Annotated in this window: 15 protein-coding genes; 5 read left to right on the forward strand and 10 right to left on the reverse strand. The window is 67.9% G+C overall.

Annotation, left to right across the window (positions count from 1 at the left end; all coding sequences use genetic code 11):
* Positions 1 to 118: 118 nt before the first annotated feature.
* The 7 genes from ABRP24_RS03380 to ABRP24_RS03410 all read right to left on the reverse strand — a co-directional run bounded on the left by ABRP24_RS03380 (position 119) and on the right by ABRP24_RS03410 (position 7,145).
* Positions 119 to 1,234, reverse strand: a complete 1,116-nt coding sequence (locus ABRP24_RS03380; protein ID WP_349847597.1) for a hypothetical protein — start codon at positions 1,232 to 1,234, stop codon at positions 119 to 121.
* A 614-nt stretch (positions 1,235 to 1,848) separates the two neighbouring features.
* Positions 1,849 to 3,213, reverse strand: a complete 1,365-nt coding sequence (gene dnaB, locus ABRP24_RS03385; protein ID WP_027466900.1) for a replicative DNA helicase — start codon at positions 3,211 to 3,213, stop codon at positions 1,849 to 1,851.
* A gap of 569 nt (positions 3,214 to 3,782) precedes the next feature.
* Positions 3,783 to 4,235, reverse strand: coding sequence for a 50S ribosomal protein L9 (rplI, locus tag ABRP24_RS03390; RefSeq protein ID WP_027466901.1), 453 nt, complete (start codon positions 4,233 to 4,235; stop codon positions 3,783 to 3,785).
* A gap of 14 nt (positions 4,236 to 4,249) precedes the next feature.
* Entirely contained in the window at positions 4,250 to 4,507 is a 258-nt protein-coding gene (rpsR, locus tag ABRP24_RS03395; RefSeq protein WP_017887834.1) for a 30S ribosomal protein S18, read from the reverse strand.
* Positions 4,508 to 4,557: 50 nt separating this feature from the next.
* Positions 4,558 to 5,127 (reverse strand): single-stranded DNA-binding protein, encoded by a 570-nt coding sequence (locus ABRP24_RS03400; protein ID WP_027466902.1) that lies wholly within the window; start codon positions 5,125 to 5,127, stop codon positions 4,558 to 4,560.
* A 3-nt stretch (positions 5,128 to 5,130) separates the two neighbouring features.
* Positions 5,131 to 5,514, reverse strand: a complete 384-nt coding sequence (gene rpsF, locus ABRP24_RS03405) for a 30S ribosomal protein S6 (protein WP_027466903.1) — start codon at positions 5,512 to 5,514, stop codon at positions 5,131 to 5,133.
* Between the two features lie 191 nt (positions 5,515 to 5,705).
* Entirely contained in the window at positions 5,706 to 7,145 is a 1,440-nt protein-coding gene (locus ABRP24_RS03410; protein WP_173032566.1) for a CCA tRNA nucleotidyltransferase, read from the reverse strand.
* Between the two features lie 127 nt (positions 7,146 to 7,272).
* On the opposite strand from ABRP24_RS03410, the gene ABRP24_RS03415 reads away from it, so the two are divergent.
* From ABRP24_RS03415 to ABRP24_RS03435, 5 genes are all read left to right on the forward strand, one after another.
* Entirely contained in the window at positions 7,273 to 11,409 is a 4,137-nt protein-coding gene (locus ABRP24_RS03415; protein WP_349847596.1) for a DUF6049 family protein, read from the forward strand.
* Positions 11,410 to 11,502: 93 nt separating this feature from the next.
* The gene (gene trxB / locus ABRP24_RS03420) at positions 11,503 to 12,501 is read left to right on the forward strand and encodes a thioredoxin-disulfide reductase (RefSeq protein ID WP_349847595.1); all 999 of its coding nucleotides are present in this window, start codon (positions 11,503 to 11,505) and stop codon (positions 12,499 to 12,501) included.
* Between the two features lie 66 nt (positions 12,502 to 12,567).
* On the forward strand, positions 12,568 to 12,894 hold the full coding sequence (gene trxA / locus ABRP24_RS03425; RefSeq protein WP_017887828.1) for a thioredoxin: 327 nt from the start codon (positions 12,568 to 12,570) through the stop codon (positions 12,892 to 12,894).
* Between the two features lie 150 nt (positions 12,895 to 13,044).
* Complete coding sequence (locus tag ABRP24_RS03430; protein WP_232749075.1) at positions 13,045 to 14,349, forward strand: PLP-dependent aminotransferase family protein; 1,305 nt, start codon at positions 13,045 to 13,047, stop codon at positions 14,347 to 14,349.
* 60 nt (positions 14,350 to 14,409) lie between these two features.
* Positions 14,410 to 15,372 carry a D-alanine--D-alanine ligase gene (locus tag ABRP24_RS03435; protein ID WP_301628861.1) on the forward strand — a complete coding sequence of 321 codons (963 nt, stop codon included), beginning with the start codon at positions 14,410 to 14,412 and terminating at the stop codon, positions 15,370 to 15,372.
* A 90-nt stretch (positions 15,373 to 15,462) separates the two neighbouring features.
* Here ABRP24_RS03435 and ABRP24_RS03440 read toward each other — a convergent pair whose 3' ends face one another.
* The 3 genes from ABRP24_RS03440 to ABRP24_RS03450 all read right to left on the reverse strand — a co-directional run bounded on the left by ABRP24_RS03440 (position 15,463) and on the right by ABRP24_RS03450 (position 17,897).
* Positions 15,463 to 15,795, reverse strand: a complete 333-nt coding sequence (locus tag ABRP24_RS03440) for a hypothetical protein (RefSeq protein WP_301628863.1) — start codon at positions 15,793 to 15,795, stop codon at positions 15,463 to 15,465.
* Positions 15,796 to 16,035: 240 nt separating this feature from the next.
* A complete protein-coding gene (locus tag ABRP24_RS03445) occupies positions 16,036 to 17,004 on the reverse strand; it encodes a ParB/RepB/Spo0J family partition protein (protein WP_214558709.1) in 969 nt (322 codons plus the stop codon).
* Complete coding sequence (locus tag ABRP24_RS03450) at positions 17,004 to 17,897, reverse strand: ParA family protein (protein WP_027466910.1); 894 nt, start codon at positions 17,895 to 17,897, stop codon at positions 17,004 to 17,006. Before ABRP24_RS03450 ends, ABRP24_RS03445 begins: the two co-directional genes overlap by 1 nt.
* Between the last annotated feature and the right edge of the window lie 38 nt (positions 17,898 to 17,935).

Raw genomic sequence — 17,935 nt, forward strand, 5'->3', positions numbered from 1 at the left:
TGTCCTCCGTACCGTCCCGGACGGAGACCAATCGAGCCAGCGCTGGAGATACTTGAGAAGTTTCCGCCAAGGTCGACTGTGAGCATGGCTGATCATCGCAGAGGTCTTGCAGGCCGCCTCAATCGAGCAGGAGCCGCCCCGTGGTTGATCGCAGCAGTGACCGTGCCGCATCGGCTGCCATCTCGCGCGTGGCTACTCGTTGGCGCAACGCGAACAAGTCGCGCGCCTCTATAAGGCACCCATGGTGCTGAGCGCCGAACGCAGCAACATCGTCATCGCGCCCCGCCAACGCCAGCGTGCGTTGCGCCGGGTCGGTTCCCCGTTGTGCGTTTGGGATGTACCAGAGAGCTGATGGGGCTGCGCCATGGTTGATCGCGAAGGTCACGGCCGCGGCAGCGATTTGTTGCAGATCATTCGACTTCGCCGAGCCGGCGTATCCTTTAACCTCGACGAGGGCGATCCAGTCACCGTCTACGACCCGTAGGTCTTCTCGTTTACGGTCCTTGTGCTCCGGGAGTGAATCGGAATCGACGACGTCAAATCCTAGATACTCGAATGCGCTGCGAACGGCCGATACGAGATCGTCTCCGGTCTCGCGGAGCATCTGTCGCCAGCTCTCACCGCCCCGTTCAGCCGCCGCGACTTCGTCGGTGAGAACGGAACGCTGCTGACCTGCCGCTAAGCGGCGAGCTTCTTCTTCTCGGTCGAACGCGGCCAGCCGCTCGCGTGTCGTGGTCTCCTCTGTAGAGGCCCATCGAGGCGCCCGTGCCCACTCAACCGTCTCTGGGAAGACATCCGGTGCCTTCGTGCGCCAGTAGGCGGTCGCCGCGGCCAGCCATTCGCGGAGGCCCGACCGAGCCATGTCGGGAAGCCAGAACACAGAGCTCTTCCCGTACGAGTCAGACGGGGTTTCGAACAATCCAGCGAGCATGAGTGGATGCGACAGGTTCTCGTACAGAAAGGCCCGCGTGCGTCTCCGTGGGTTAAGTGGTTCGCTGAGGCCGGTGTAACTGCCGACGCTCGGCACGCAAGTTCGTTGCACCAATGATGTCAACCCCAGTTCACCGGCGTCAGCGGTGGTGAGGAAATCGCGGGCTGGCTTGTTCTGCGTCGAAACCCGAGTGAGGGAGGATGAACCTCCCCAGCCGCTGGTGGCGATGCCTTGGTTGGGGTCGGGAAGGGGGGCGAAGAGGAGCTGGTACGCGAACAGGTCGTTCCCTGTGTAGTAGTTCACCCCGACTGTTATAAGGACGTCGTGTTCCTCCGGGTGGACCTCCGACATGTCTCAAGCGACCCGGACGTCCCCGGCAAAGTCTGCAACCGCTGCGTTCTCCGCATCGGAGAGCCCGATGGTCAGGAATCGAGGGCGCGGGGCGACAGGAACACTCTGCATGGTTTATCTTCTCGTGCTTTTTGGCTGCCCCCAATATCGACCCGCTCAAACGATCGTTTGTGCGGGCGCTCCCGAGGAGCATCCGGAGCGCCCGCAAGCTGGGAGTTCCCATCCGTCAGAACTCATCTGCGAGCAGCTTCGCTCTGCGTCGTCTCAGTCGCCGCGATCAGTGTCGCGATCGCGTCCGCAAGCCGATCCATCCGTCGGCCCGGGGCGCTTCTGAGGGCTTCGGACTCCTACAGCCCCGCGCTGGAGCGAGCCCCGTCTCACATAGGTGGTCGGCGAACTATCTCAGCGCACGCATGTCGAACGGACGCTTCGCGACGCACGAAAGCGGAGCTCACCCGAGTGATGATGCTGATCGCCGCTGCCAAACAACTTGTCCAACCCCGTATTTCAGGACACGTTGTGTGGCAGTTGGACAAGTTAGCTGGCGGACGACAACAACAAGCTGCCTACTGCGGCATGTCGACGAACCGCGAGAACATCCCGTGGAACGCCACGGTGATGGTGTCCGTCGGTCCGTTACGGTGCTTCGCCACGATCAGGTCCGCCTCACCCTGACGCGGGTTGTCCTTCTCGTACGCCGACTCGCGGTGCAGCAGGATGACCATGTCGGCGTCCTGCTCGATGGAGCCGGACTCACGGAGGTCGGAGATCGCCGGCTTCTTGTCGGCACGCTGCTCCGGACCACGGTTCAGCTGCGACAGGGCGATGACCGGCACCTGGAGCTCCTTGGCCATCAGCTTCAGGGCACGCGAGAACTCGGAGACCTCTTGCTGGCGGCTCTCGACCTTCTTGCCCGAGGTCATCAGCTGCAGGTAGTCGATCACCACGAGCTTCAGGTTGTGCTGCTGCTTGAGTCGACGGCACTTGGCGCGGATCTCGACGAGCGTCATGTTGGGGGAGTCGTCGATGAAGAACGGGGCGTCGTTGATGCGACCGCGGGTCTGCGCGATGGTGGTCCAGTCACGGGAGTCCACGGTGCCCTTGCGCATGTTCTGCAGCGGCACGCTGGTCTCGGCGGAGAGCAGACGCATCGCGATCTCGGCGCGACCCATCTCGAGCGAGAAGAAGGCGGCGGTCTGGTCGTGCTTGATCGCGGCGGCGCGGCAGAGGTCGAGCGCCAGCGTCGACTTGCCCAGGGCGGGGCGCGCGGCGACGATGATGAGCTGTCCGGGGTGGAAGCCGTTGGTCAGGCCGTCGAGCTGCGCGAACCCGGTCGGCACGCCCGTCATCTGGCCGTCGCGACCCTTGGCGGCCTCGATCTCGTCGAGCGCGGCGGAGATGGCGTCGGTCAGCGGGACGTAGTCCTCGGTCTGCACACCACCGGCGACGTTGTAGACCTCGGCCTGCGCGCTGTTGACGAGGTCGGTGACCTCACCCTCAGACGCGTAGCCCATCTGCACGATGCGGGTACCGGCGTCGACCAGACGACGGAGCACGGCCTTCTCGGCGACGATGCCGGCGTAGTAGCCGGCGTTCGCGGCGGTCGGCACCATGCTCGTGACGCTGTGCAAGTACTCGGCGCCGCCGGCACGGGACAGCAGCCCGGTCTTGGTCAGCTCGTCGGTGACGGCGATGACGTCGGTGGGTTCACCGTGCGAGTAGAGCGACAGGATCGCATCGAAGATGACCTCGTGCTTGGGGACGTAGAAGTCCACACCGCGGGCGGTCTCGATGACGTCGGCGACGGCGTCCTTCGACAGGAGCATGCCACCGATGGTCGACTGCTCCGCGAGCATGTCGTGCGGCGGGGTGCGTTCCATGCCGCGGTCCGCGTAGTCCTGCGGTGCGGGCTCAAGATGTGCGATCGACACACGCTCTCCTCTGTTGACGACACGGACCTGAACCGGCGGGACAGCACCCACCGGCCGGAACCCGCACCCCTGTTTCTACCCCCGGCGACCGACATCCCCGAGTCGCTCGCCCAAGCTACGGCCCCAGAGTTATCCCCAACAAACGGCCCTGTGGATAACTCTGTGGAGAGGCTGCGGAACACGCCGGAACGCTGTGTGGAGAACTGTGGACGAGCCTGTGGAAAAAGCGGCGTACGAACACACTTTCGACCACTTGACCTGGGGTTTTCTGTTGCACACCGTGTGTGGAAAAGTGGGGTTCAAGTACCCCTTGAAGGTTCCGATTTGACACGTTTCCACTGTGTAAAACGACTTGACAAGCACCCCTCCTGTGGGGAGAGTTCTCGGCCCGTTCCCAGCCAGCGTGACCCCGTCTGAACCGTAACCAGCCAGCCCGAGTCGAGCCGCGCCTCCAGGCCCGTGACCATGTCGGCGACAGCCGTAGGACAAGCCGCGCGACCGCCCCCGGAACGCAACGACGGGCGGGCCTCCCGGAGGAGACCCGCCCGTCGTGGAGCGGAACGTCAGTGCTACTTGGCAGCGACGACCTTGAGCGAGATCACGGCAGTGATGTCCTCGCGCAGGCGCACGGTGGCCTCGTGGTCACCGACGGTCTTGATGGTCGCGGGGACCTCGACCTTGCGCTTGTCGAGCGAGCCGACGCCCTGCGCCTGGACGGCGTCAGCGACGTCGCCCGGACGGACGGAGCCGAACAGACGACCGTCCTTGCCGGCCTTGACCGACAGCGTGATGGTCGCGTTCTCGAGCTTCATCTTGAGGTCCTGTGCCTCTTCGATGGTGGCGAGCTCGCGCGCGGTACGCGCGGCACGGATCGACTCGACCTGCTTCTCGCCGCCCTTGGACCACGCGACAGCGAAGCCCTGGGGGATGAGGTAGTTGCGGGCGTAGCCGTTCTTGACGTCGACGACGTCACCAGCGGAACCGAGGCCGGAGACCTCGTGGGTGAGGATGAGCTTCGACATGTGTCGACCTCCGATCAGCGGCCGGAGCCGGCGTAGGGGAGGAGCGCCATCTCACGGGCGTTCTTCACGGCACGGGCGATGAGGCGCTGCTCCTGGACGGAGACGCCGGTGATGCGACGGGCGCGGATCTTTCCACGCTCCGAGATGAACTTGCGAAGGGTCGCAACGTCCTTGTAGTCGATGACGCCGACCTTGATCGACTTCGCGGGAGCAGCGTTCTTGCCGCCCTTGCCGCGAGGCTTCCGGCGGTCGCCGGTGCTCTTTCCAGCCATAGTGATTTGTCCTTAGAAGAAAAGTTGTGTGTCCGTCGGAACGCTGAGGATCAGAACGGGGTCTCGTCGTCGAAGTTGCCGCCGGGGGTGCTCCACACGTCGTTCGACTGTGCGTTGCCGCCACCCTGCTGGCCACCCTGGGGAGACCAGGGCGCGTCCGACTGACCGCCACCGTTGTTGTTCCAGTTGCCGCCGCCGTTGCCCGCGGGGGCGCTGGCGCCGCCGCCGACCTGGCCACGACCGCCGCCACTGCCACCCGCTGCACGGGTGATCTGTGCGGTCGCGTAGCGGAGCGACGGGCCGATCTCGTCGACCTCGAGCTCGATGCTCGTGCGCTGCTGGCCCTCACGGTCCTGGTAGGAACGCTGACGCAGACGACCCTGCGCGATGACGCGCGAGCCCTTCGTCAGCGACCCCGCCACGTGCTCGGCGAACTCGCGCCACACACTCGCGCGGAGGAACAGCGCATCGCCGTCCTTCCACTCGTTCGCCTGACGGTCGAACGTGCGAGGGGTCGACGCGATGGTGAAGTTCGCCACGGCGAGCCCGTTCTGCGTGTACCGCAGCTCGGGGTCCGCGGTGAGGTTGCCCACCACCGTGATGACGGTTTCGCCGGCCACGGGTTACTCGGCGCTCGCGGTCGCGGTTGCGGAGGCGTTGGCGGCCTTGCGGGCCGCGCGAGCCTCGTCACGCTGCTTCTGGGCGGCGACCTGCGCGATGCCCTCTTCAGCGCGGAGGACCTTCGTGCGGAGCACGGCCTCGGAGAGACCGAGCTGACGGTCGAGCTCCTTGGCGGCCTCGGGCGACGACGTGAAGTCGACGACGGCGTAGATGCCCTCGGACTTCTTCGCGATCTCGTAAGCGAGCCGGCGACGGCCCCAGACGTCCACGTTGTCGACGGTGCCACCCGCGTTGCGGATCACGGCCAGGAACTTGTCCAGGCTGGGAGCGACGGTGCGCTCATCGATCTCGGGGTCGAGGATCGCCATCAGTTCGTACTGGTGCATGCGGAACCCACCTCCTCTGGTCTCAGCGGCCCCGGGCGGTTCCCGGGGCAGGAGGGTTGATGCATGTGCCCCAGACCACGCAGGTGCGCGAGGGGCAACCTGGGTAGCCTACCGGACTGCCTGGAGGCGCGCCACCGGCCTGTGGAGAACGGTCCCGCCCGTCAGGCGGTCGCGTCTCAGGCGCCGGTGTCTCAGGCGCTGGCGTCGCCTCGGGCGCTCCACCACTCGCGCAGGCGCTCCTCGGCCGTCTCCGACCCGAGGGGTCCTTCGTCCATCCGGGCCTCGAGCAGGAACCGGTACGCCTCGCCCACGGCACGCCCCGGCGGGATGTCGAGGATCCGCATGATGTCGTCGCCGGTCAGATCCGGACGGATCGACTCCAGTTCCTCCTGCTCGGAGAGGGTCTTGATGCGGTCCTCGAGGTCGTCGTAGGCGAACGCCAGCCGGTCGGCCTTGCGGCGGTTGCGGGTGGTGACGTCCGAACGGGTGAGCTCGTGCAGCCGTTCGAGCTGGGGTCCGGCGTCGCGGACGTAGCGGCGGACGGCGGAGTCGGTCCAGGCGCCCTCGGTGTACCCGAAGAAGCGCAGGTGCAGCTCGATCAGGCGGGAGACCGCGGCGATGGTGTCGTTGTCGAAGCGGAGCGCACGGAGTCGCTTCTTCGCCATCTTCGAACCGACCAGGTCGTGGTGGTGGAAGCTCACGGCGCCGCCGGGCTCGAGCTTGCGCGTCGCGGGCTTGCCGATGTCGTGCAGCAGCGCCGCGAGCCGCAGCACGGTGTCCGGGGGATCCCCGGCGTGCCGCTCGGCCTCGTACCCGATGGCCTGCTCGAGCACGGTGAGCGAGTGCTCGTAGACGTCCTTGTGGTGGTGGTGCTCGTCCACCTCGAGCCGCATCTCGGGCAGCTCCGGCAGGAACCGCTCGGCGAGTCCGGTGTCGACGAGCAGCCGGAGGCCGGGGACCGGATCGTCCGTGTTGAGCAGCTTGACGAGCTCGTCGCGGACCCGCTCGGCGGACACGATGTCGATCGACGCGACGAGCTCCTGCATCGCGGCCCGCACGTCGTCGTCGACGGTGAAGCCGAGCTGGGAGGTGAACCGTGCGGCGCGCATCATCCGCAGGGGGTCGTCGCGGAACGAGACGACCGCGGTCTGGGGCGTCCGGAGCCGTGCGGCGAGCAGGTCCTCGACGCCGCCGTGCACGTCGACGAGCTCGCGGGCCGGCAGCCGCAGGGCCATCGCGTTGACGGTGAAGTCGCGACGGAGCAGGTCGTCCTCGATGGTGTCGCCGAACGCGACCTCGGGCTTGCGGGTCTCTCCGTCGTAGACGTCGCTGCGGTACGTGGTGATCTCGACCTGTTCGCCGGCGACCCGTGCGGCGATGGTGCCGAACTGGCGACCGACGTCCCACGTGGCGCTCGCGATGGGCTCGACGATCCGCAGGATGTCGTCCGGCCGGGCGTCGGTGGTGAAGTCCAGATCGGTCACCGGACGGCCGAGGAACGCGTCACGGACGGGGCCGCCGACGAGGGCGAGTTCGTGTCCGGCGTCGGCGAAGGCCCGAGCGAGGAGGTCGACGGGCTCGGTGGTGGCGAGTGCGTCGAGTCGTTCGACGGCCTGGGCAACGGACTGCATGACGGTGCTCATCCTCCCAGATCGAGGCCCCGAGTTCTCCACAAGCCGCGCGCGCACGGGACCTGTTCATGGTCGCGCCTCATACACTCGTGCTCGGCCCGAACCGACCCCGTGGCCCGCTCCCCGTATGCAGATGCTCCGCACCACGCTCGCCGCAGCCGCGTCGACCCTCGTCGCGCTCGGCCTGGTCGTCGCGCCCGTCACCACCGATCACGCCTCGGCGTCCACGGCATCAGCCGCCAAGAGCCAGGTGGCCGATCCCGCCGCCGCCGACGCGGGCAAGGCGACCATCTCCATCGCCCCGGCGAATCGAGGCGTCGTCCAGCGCGACCAGGACCTCACCCTCTCGGTCACCGTCACGAACGACACCGACGCGGCCCTGCCCGCCGGGACCGCAGACTTCCGGATCTTCCGGTCGGTGAGCACGCGCGACGTCCTCGCCGGCTGGCTTGCCGACACCACCACAACGGGTTACCTCGGCGCAGAGATGGACTCCGTGGACATCCCGGCGATCCCGGCACACCGTTCGGTCTCGATCGACTCGGTGGACATCGTCTCCGGCAACGTCGCCCTCGGCGGGTACCCCTCGTTCGGTGCCCGCCGCATCGCTGCCGAGTACACGGCGGGCGACGCCTTCGCCGTGGACCGCTCCGCGATCACCTGGTACCCGGACTTCGAACAGGCCCCGGTCAGCGTCTCCGTCGCGATGCCGGTCACGGTGCCCAAGTCGACCGACGGCGTCCTCACCGCGCCGGTGCTGGCCGCCGCGACCTCGGTGGACGGCACCCTCACGCAACAGCTCGACGCGGCCGAGGACCACAACGTCGCCGTGGCCGTCGACCCGCGGATCATCGCCTCGATCCGGCTCCTCGGCGACAACGCCCCGTCGAGCGCGACCACCTGGCTGCAGCGTCTCGAAGCACTGCGCAACGAGACCTTCGCACTGTCCTACGCCGACGCTGACGTCACCGGCCTCCGCCAGGCCGGGTCCGACGGCATCCTGTCGCCGATCTCCCTCGACCAGTCCGTCGACTCCGAGAACTTCCCCGGCGCCGAGACCCCGGCCCCGACACCGACGGCCACGCCGGGGCAGACCTCGTCCCCGGCACCCACCGAGACCTCGACCGACGGCGCCACGACCGGCGACGCCGCCGACCAGGCGCAGGAGACCCTCCCGACCACGGAGTCCCTGCTCGACTTCCCGTACTCGATGGACTCGATCGCCTGGCCGACCGAGGGAACCGTGTCCTCCGCCGACCTGCCCGCACTCGAGCGTGCCGGCACGAAGACCACCATCGTTTCGAGCGGCAACACCTCGGCCGGTGCGGACACCACCATCACGGCGTCCGAGAAGATCGGCGACGACCACGTGCTCGTCTCCGACCAGTCGATGTCGTCGATGCTCCGCCGAGCCGCGGCCGCCACCGACCGGCAGACCTTCTCGTCGGCGATGTCCGAGCTCACCGCGACGCTGGCCACCTCGGCCCGTGCAGCGACCGCCACGGGCCCGATCCTGCTCACCCTCGGACGCGAGTGGCCGTCTGACTCCACGCGGCTCAGCCAGGCGCTGGACGCCCTCGAGAGCACCGCCTGGGTCGCCCCGGCCGACCTCTCCACCGCTTCGAAGGCCGTCGCCGGGTCGCTCACGCTCGCCAGCGCGTCCACCGGCGAGGCCCGCATCGACCAGCTCCGGCGACTCGTGCGCGGAGAACAGGGGCTCTCCGCGTTCGCGACGATCCTCGACGACCCGAACCAGCTGACCGCCCCGGCCCGGCTCCGTCTGCTCGCGCTCGCCTCGAACGCGTGGCGCGACGACGACCAGGGGCTCGCCGCCGCGGTCGAGGCCCGCACGGCCGCCTGGGCGAAGACCACCACCGAGGTCGGCATCGTCGACTCGAGCAGCCTCACCTTGCTCGGCGACCGGTCGTCCCTGCCGGTGTCCATCCGCAACAGCTCCGACTACCCGGTCACGGTGCACCTGTCCGTGCAGCCGTCCAACTCGGCGCTGCGGGTCGTCCGCAACGACATCGTCGTCGAGATCCAGCCCGACTCCTCCACCCGCGCCACCGTCCCCGTGCAGTCGGTCGCGAACGGCAAGGTCGAGCTGACGATGTCGCTCTCGAGCCCGACCGGCGTCGCCGTGGCCCAGCCCGCGACCGTCGAGCTGAACGTGCAGGCCCAGTGGGAGACGGTCATCACCGCGGTCGCCGCGATCGCCCTGATCGGCATCTTCGGCTTCGGCATCTTCCGCAGCATCCGCAAGCGCATCCGCCGCCGCAACGGCGAGCTCGACGAGGACGACGACGACGACCCGAACCGCCCCCTGGCGGTCCAGCCGACGGTCGGGGGCACTCAGGCGGCCGCCACCCGGGCTGGAGGCACGGATCACCCCTCCGGAGCGGCCCCCGCACCCAGCGTGGCCGCGTCCACTGCCGCCGTGGCGACCGCAGCGCCGGGTGCAGCGCCGGCCGCTGCGCCGCCCGCGGCGGTGGACCAGGGCCCCCTGCAGGACGCCATCGCGCGTGCCGGAGCCGAGCCGGGCCTCCCGTCCGACCCCGCACGCAGCACCGTCGCGGACGACCGCGACCCCGAGGAGCCGACCATCAGCGCCACCCAGCCCCAGCCCGACGTCGACGCCGAGCCGGTCGCCGAGCGCAGCCTCGGCCGGGCGAGCGCGATGCTCGCCGCCGGCACGATGGTGAGCCGCATCCTCGGTTTCGCGAAGACCTTCGTCCTGGCGTACGCGATCGGGCAGAACGCGAGCCCCTCGGCCAACGCGTTCGCCGTCGCGAACCAGCTGCCGAACAACATCTACGCACTGATCGCGGGCGGCCTGCTGTCGGCCGTGCTCATCCCGCAGATCGTCCGCGCGATGAAGGCCGGCACCGACGGCGGGCAGGCGTACGTCAACAAGATCGTGACCCTCGGTGGTTCCGTCTTCATCGTCATCACGATCGTGGCGACGGCACTCGCCCCGCTGCTGGTGCGGTTCTACACCAGCAACTCGGCGGACTCCGGTCCAGCCGCCACCGACCTCGCCGTCGCCTTCGCGTTCTGGTGCCTGCCGCAGATCCTCTTCTACGCGATGTACTCCCTTCTCGGCGAGGTCCTGAACGCGAAGCAGGTCTTCGGGCCGTTCACGTGGGCGCCGCTGCTCAACAACGTCATCGCCATCGCCGGGCTCATCGTGTTCATCGCCCTGTACGGCACCAGCGGCAGCGAACTCGACCAGTGGACGCCGGCGAAGATCGCACTCCTGGCCGGCAGCGCATCGCTCGGTGTCTTCGCCCAGGCTGCGTTCCTCCCGTTCTTCTGGAAGCGCGCCGGCCTGTCGTTCCGCCCCGACTTCCGCTGGCGTGGGGTGGGCCTCAAGTCCACGGGGACCGCCGCTGGCTGGCTCTTCGCGATGATCCTCGTCACCCAGATCGCCGGCATCGTGCAGTCACAGGTCGCGTGGCTCGGACGGGATGACGGTCCGGGCAACGCCGTGCTCGGCAACGCGTGGCTCATCTTCATGCTCCCGCACTCGATCATCACGGTCTCCATCGCGACGGCGTACTTCACCCGGATGAGCCACGACGCCGAACGCGGCGACCTCGGCGCGGTCCGCCGCAACCTGTCGCTGTCCCTGCGCATCGTCGGGCTCTTCACCGTCTTCGCCTCGGTCGCGCTGATCGTCGTCGCCGTCCCGTTCGGCCGCCTGTACGAGGGCACGTTCGAGAGCGCCCTGCAGGTCGGCGCCGTGCTCGTCGCCTACATGCCCGGACTCGTCCTGTTCAGCATGCTGTTCGTGATCCAGCGGGTCTTCTGGGCGATGCACGACCACCGGACGCCGTTCCTGATGCAGTGCATCCAGTCGGTGCTGTTCGTCATCGGCGCCCTTGCGGTGTCGACGTTCCCCACCTCGGTCATCGGCATCGGGGTCGCCGCCTGCACCACCATCGCGGGGTCGGCGCAGACGATCGTCGCACTCGTGCTCGTCCGCAAACGGCTCGGCAGCATCGAGGGACCGGTCATCACCCGGTCGCACGTCCAGTTCGTGATCGCCGCGCTGATCTCGGGCGTCGTCGGGCTCCTCGTCGTGAACTTCTTCGGCGCGTTCTCAGAGGCCGGGTTCGCGATGTCCGACCGCACCGGTGCCCTCATCACGATCATCCTCACCGGCGCCGCGATGGTGGCCGTGTACTTCGGAGCCCTCGTCGTCGCGAAGAACGGTGAGATCGGCAACGCCGTCCGGATGCTCCGCAGCAAGCTCGGCCGCTGATCCACCCGCGCACCACACGCTCACGGGTCGTGTGGAATGCCACGCCGGTACGATGGGTTGACCCGGTCAGACGCAACGGAAGGGCAATCAGGCATGCGCCAGCTCATCATCATCGGTTCCGGCCCGGCCGGGTTCACCGCCGGCATCTACGCAGCGCGCGCAGAGCTCAAGCCGCTCATCGTCGCCTCCAGTGTCGAGACGGGCGGTGAACTCACCAAGACGACCGAGGTCGAGAACTTCCCCGGCTTCCCCGAGGGGATCCAGGGCCCCGACCTCATGATCAAGATGCAGGAACAGGCCGAGAAGTTCGGTGCCGAGGTCCTGTACGACGACGCCGTCTCCGTCGACCTCACCGGCAAGGTCAAGAAGGTCACCGTCGGCTCCGGCGAGACGTACGAGGCCCTCGCGGTGATCTACGCCACCGGCTCGGCCTACCGTCACCTCGGCCTCCCCGACGAAGAGCGCCTGTCCGGCCACGGTGTCTCGTGGTGCGCGACCTGCGACGGCTTCTTCTTCCGGCAGAAGAACATCGCCGTCGTCGGTGGTGGCGACTCCGCGATGGAAGAGGCGACGTTCCTTACCCGCTTCGCCGACAAGGTGACGGTCATCCACCGCAAGGACTCCCTGCGTGCGTCGAAGATCATGCAGGACCGCGCGATGAACGACCCGAAGATCGAGTTCGCCTGGAACAAGGAAGTCACCGGCATCACTGGTGACTCCGCGGTCGAGGGCGTCACGCTCACGGACACCGTGACGGGCGAGGAGTCCGAGCTCGCGCTGGACGGCCTGTTCATCGCCATCGGCAACGACCCGCGCACGCACCTGATCCACGGCCAGATCGACATCGCGCCCGAGGGCACGATCGCCGTTCAGGGCCGCTCGTCGAAGACCAACCTGCCGGGTGTCTTCGCCGCCGGTGACGTCATCGACCCGACCTACCGTCAGGCCATCACGGCTGCGGGTTCGGGCACGGTCGCCGCGCTCGACGCCGAGAAGTACCTCGCCGAGCTCGACGACGCACTGACGGACGAGGCCGAGGGCGTCGCCCCGACCGAGCCCGCGATGGTCGACGTCATCGCCGCGCGGGCCTGACCCGCCTCGGAATACCACGACGGCATCGCCGTTGTACCCCCTGAACGACTTCTCGAAGGAGCACACATGTCCAACGCCAAGGCTGTCACCGACGCCACCTTCTCGGACGAGGTCCTCAAGTCCGACAAGACGATCCTCGTCGACTTCTGGGCCGAGTGGTGTGGCCCGTGTCGTGCGGTCTCGCCGATCCTCGACCAGATCGCCGAAGAGCACGCCGGCAAGATCGAGATCGTGAAGCTCAACGTGGACGACAACCCCCAGTCGGCCATGAACTACCAGATCACGTCGATCCCGGCGATGAAGGTCTTCAAGGGCGGCGAGGTCGTCAAGACCGTCATCGGCGCCAAGCCGAAGCCCGCGCTCGAGGCCGACCTCGCCGAGTTCCTCGCGTAGGTCGCCCCACCCGAACGGCCCCGCTCTCCCCGGAGAGCGGGGCCGTTCTCGTCCGGAGCCACCGGATGACGATCGGCCCCGTCGCGGAACCCTGGTTCCCCGGGCCGATGTCGTAGTGTGGCGGGAATGTCCCACTGAACGGAGCACTCGATGACGAACGGCAACAGCCTCGACCCCTGGTACGACTCCTACGCCCAGCGCACCGCCGGGCTGAGCGCCTCCGAGGTCCGAGCCCTGTTCGCCGTCGCCTCGCGGCCCGAAGTGGTCTCGCTGGCCGGCGGCATGCCGTTCGTCTCCGCGCTCCCCAGAGAGCTCGTCACGGGCTCCCTGGACCGTGTCATGACCGAGCACTCCGCCATGGCCCTCCAGTACGGCGGTGGACAGGGCCTGCGGTCCCTCCGCGAGCACATCGTGGACGTCATGAGCCTCGAGGGCATCCGGGCCAGCGCCGAGGACGTCGTGGTCACCACGGGCTCGCAGCACGCCCTCGACCTCGTCACCCGGCTGTTCATCGATCCGGGCGACGTCGTGCTCGCCGAGTCGCCGTCCTACGTGGGCGCGATCGGCGTCTTCCGGTCGTACCAGGCCGAGACGGTACACGTGACGACGGACGAGCTCGGTCTCGTCCCCGAGGCGCTGCGCGAGGCGATCGCGAACCTCCGCGCCCAGGGCAAGCGGATCAAGTTCCTCTACACGATCCCGAACTTCCACAACCCGGCCGGCGTCACGATGAGCCGCGAGCGCCGCATCGAGGTGCTCGACATCTGCCGGTCGAACAACATCCTCGTGCTCGAGGACAACCCGTACGGGCTCCTCTGGTTCGACGAGCCCGCGCCGCAGGCGATCCGATCGATCGACGAAGAGGGCGTGGTGTACCTCGGCTCCTTCTCGAAGACCCTCGCACCGGGCTTCCGCGTCGGCTGGGCCCTCGCGCCGCACGCCATCCGCGAGAAGCTCGTGCTCGCCAACGAATCGGCCGTGCTCGCGCCGAACTCCTTCGGCCAGTACGTCGTGAACGCCTACCTCGACGCGGCGGACTGGAAGGGCCAGGTCGACACCTTCCGGGGCATCTACGCCGAGCGCCGTGACGCCATGCTGTCCGCACTGGGGGAGTTCCTGCCCGACCTGTCCTGGACCAAGCCGAACGGTGGCTTCTTCGTGTGGCTCACCCTGCCCGAGTCCCTCGACTCCAAGGGCATGCTGCCGCGCGCGGTCAAGGAGCTCGTGGCGTACACCCCCGGGACGGCCTTCTACGCCGACGGACGCGGAGGCGGACACATCCGTCTGTCGTTCTGCTACCCCACGCCGGAGCAGATCCGGGTGGGGGTCAAGCGCCTGGCGAACGTCGTCAACGACGAACTCGAACTGATCGAGACGTTCGGCCCGACGACCCGACCGAACACCGTGGTCCGCCAGACGTCGTCGGTCAGCGCACCGCCGCCGAACATCTCCTGATCAGCGCTTTTCCTCAGTGCTGCTCGCACAGCACCGCAGTTCCACACCGGAGGACCCCGCATGGCCGAGCTCACCCGTCGTCACGTCGTCGTCGTAGCCGGAGGCATCTCGCACGAGCGCGACGTCTCCCTCCGCTCCGGCCGTCGGGTCGCCGACTCACTGACCGGCTACGGCTGGCAGGTCGACCTGCGCGACGCTGACGCGATGCTCCTGCCGGCTCTCGCCGAATCACGCCCGGACGTCGTGTGGCCGGCACTGCATGGCGCCTCCGGTGAGGACGGGGCCCTGCGGGGCATCCTGGAGGCCGTGGACATCCCGTTCGTCGGCTCACGTTCGACGTCGGCCCGGTTGGCATGGGACAAGCCCACAGCGTCAGCGTTGGTCGCCCGCGCCGGCGTCCGCACCCCTCGTTCTGTGACGCTCTCCCACGACGTCTTCCGTGAGCTCGGTGCCGTCGGTGTCCTCGAGGCCATCGCGACGGAGCACCCTGTGCCGCTCGCGGTGAAGCCGGCGCGAGGCGGGAGTGCACAGGGCGTCACCCTGGTCGACGACGTCAAGGACCTGCCCCGGGCCATGGTGACGGCGTACACGTACTGCGACGACGTCGTGGTCGAGCAGCTCATCTGCGGCACCGAGGTCGCCGTGGGGATCATCGACACCGGAGACGGCCCCGTGGCGCTCTCCGCCGTGGAGATCGTGCCGCGGAACGGCATCTACGGGTTCGAGGCTCGCTACAACGCGGGGGAGACGACCTTCTACACGCCCGCGCGGCTCTCGGACGAGTTCGCCGGAGCAGCCGCGGAGGCTGCGGTCGCCGCGCACGAGGCTCTGGGACTCCGCCACCTGTCCCGCGTTGACCTGATCATCGACGGGGCCGGGACGCCCTGGTTCCTCGAGGCGAACGTCCTCCCCGGGCTCACCGAAACATCACTGCTGCCACAGGCGCTGTCGGCTTCCGGTTTCGATCTCGGATGGACCTACGCCGAGCTCGCCGAGCAGGCGATCCGCGACCACCGCGCCTGACCCTGCAGCCGGTGTTCCACGTGGAACACCGGCACATCGTGTCCCGCCTGTTCTGCACGCGAGCATCCATGTTCCACGTGGAACGTCGCGTCACTCGCCGAAGCGTTGGGTGTCGAGCAGACGGGCGCTCGGCGCGTCCGCCACGTTCCACCGGAACAGCATCAGGCGCCAGAGGCCCAGGCTCTTCCGCGAAGGGTCGATCAAGCCGTTCGCCCCGACTTCGATGAGGCGGCCACGCACCGTCCATGACCGAGGCGTCCCGCCGCCCTCCGCGATCCGCTGCCGAGGAGCCAAGGCGTCCTCGAGGTCGATGCCGACTGCCCCCAAGGCGCTCACATCGCGCAGGTCGACAATGGCGGACGCTTCGACGTCGATCGCGACGATCTCCACCGCCTCGGGCCGGACGTCATTGTGGGCGACCATCGCGGAACCTTGGGTCAACCGCCCGGTAGAACGTCCCTCGGACCGATGGCACGAAGGGTGAGCCGGAGTTGGTCACGACACCACCATCTCACCCGAGGCCGACTGCGGTCAGCCCTGTTGCAACCGCGCCCGAGCGAGCTGCGAAGCCGCTGGAGTCGGCGAAACGGCGTACCCTCATCCGGACCCAGCCTGGCCGTTACAGGCGCTCAAACCGCCGCACACGGCCGCACAGCGATGGATTCAGCCCTCGAGGTCCTGCACTCCGAGCTCGCCGAGGATCCGATTGAGGTCGTCGCCGTTCGCGAAGTCGATCGTGACGGAACTCTTGCGAGCACCGACCGCGATCTTCACCCGCGTGTTCAGGCGGTCGCCGAGCCGCTCAGCGAGATCGTTGAAGTGTGCCTGGCGCTTGGACGGCTCGACCTTCGGCTTCGCCGGCGGCGTCTTCGCGGAGAGTTGCTGGGCGATCGCCTCAGCAGCACGGACGGACAGGTCCTCGTTGACGATCTTCTCGGCCAGGTACTCCATCGCCTCGGCGTCCGGGGCGGCGAGGATGGCACGAGCATGTCCGGCAGAGAGCACGCCTGCGGCCACTCGCCGCTGCACGGGGGAGGGGAGCCGCAGGAGTCGGATCGTGTTCGTGATCTGCGGGCGCGATCGACCGATGCGCTGTCCGAGCTGTTCCTGGGTGATCCCGAAGTCCGCGAGGAGCTGCTGGTACGCCGAGGCTTCCTCGAGCGGGTTGAGCTGCGCACGGTGGAGGTTCTCCAGCAGTGCATCGCGCAGCATCGCGTCGTCGGGGGTGTCCTTCACGATCGCCGGGATCGTGCTCAGGCCGAGTTCCTTCGTGGCACGCAGACGACGCTCACCCATGATGAGTTCGTACTGGGGCTCGGTACCCGTCGCGCCGGGGATCGGCCGGACGACGATGGGCTGCAGCACGCCGATCTCACGGATCGAGTGGACGAGCTCCTGGAGCTCCTCTTCGCGGAACTCCTTCCGCGGCTGCTGCGCGTTGGGGATCACGTCGAGCGGGTTGAGGTTGGCAAGTCGTGCTCCCGGCACCGCAACCAGATCGTCGGCCGTCGGCGCGGATGCCGGCGAGCCTCCGGTCGGGAAGAACACGTCGACGGGACGGTCCTGCTGATCGGTCGCGGTCGGGATCAGGGCGCCGATGCCTCGGCCGAGTCCGGTTCGCTTCGGTGCCATCAGTGCTTCGCTCCTCGTGCTGCGATCTCGGCGGCCGCTTCCAGGTAGGACAGCGACCCGGTGGAGTTCACGTCGTAGGCGACGACACTCTGGCCGTAGCTCGGTGCTTCGCTCACTCGGACGGAGCGGGGGATCATGGCCTTGAGCACCTGGTCGCCGAAGTGCTCACGGACGTCGTTCGCCACCTGGTTCGACAGGTTCGTGCGGCTGTCGTACATGGTCAGCAGGATCGTCGAGACTCGGAGGTTCGGGTTGAGGTGCCGTTCGATCAGTTCGATGTTCCGAAGCAGCTGGCTCAGTCCTTCGAGTGCGTAGTACTCGCACTGGATCGGGATGAGTACCTCTTGTGCGGCAACGAAGGCGTTGATCGTCAGGAGGCCCAGCGACGGCGGGCAGTCGATGAAGACGTAGTGGTAGGGCTCATCCAGCGACTGCAGGTACATGTCGAGGGCGGTCCGAAGGCGCTGCTCACGGGCCACCAGTGACACGAGTTCGATCTCGGCGCCCGCAAGGTGGATGGTGGCCGGCACACACCAGAGCGTGTCCGACTCGGGGGAGGCTTGCACGGTGTCGGCCATCGGTGCCTCATCGACGATCACGTCGTAGATGCTCGCGACCTCCGCCTGGTGGTCCACGCCGAGCGCCGTCGAGGCGTTGCCCTGCGGGTCGAGGTCGATCACCAGCACCCGAGCGCCGCCATGCGCGAGACCAGCGGCCAGGTTCACCGTCGTCGTCGTCTTGCCGACGCCACCCTTCTGGTTCGAGACGGTGATGATCCGTGTCTCGGAAGGCAGCGGGAACTGCTGCGTGGCGATCGCGCGCCGGCGACGGTTCAGGTCGGCGATCTCGCGAGCGAGCGGTGTCGACGCGTCGTAGTCGGTCGATGAACTCAACGAGTGCCTCTTCCCCGGTTCGATGTTTCACGTGGAAC

Source organism: Curtobacterium sp. WHRI 8282 (genome assembly GCF_040223925.2).
GTDB classification, from domain to species: Bacteria; Actinomycetota; Actinomycetes; order Actinomycetales; family Microbacteriaceae; genus Curtobacterium; species Curtobacterium flaccumfaciens.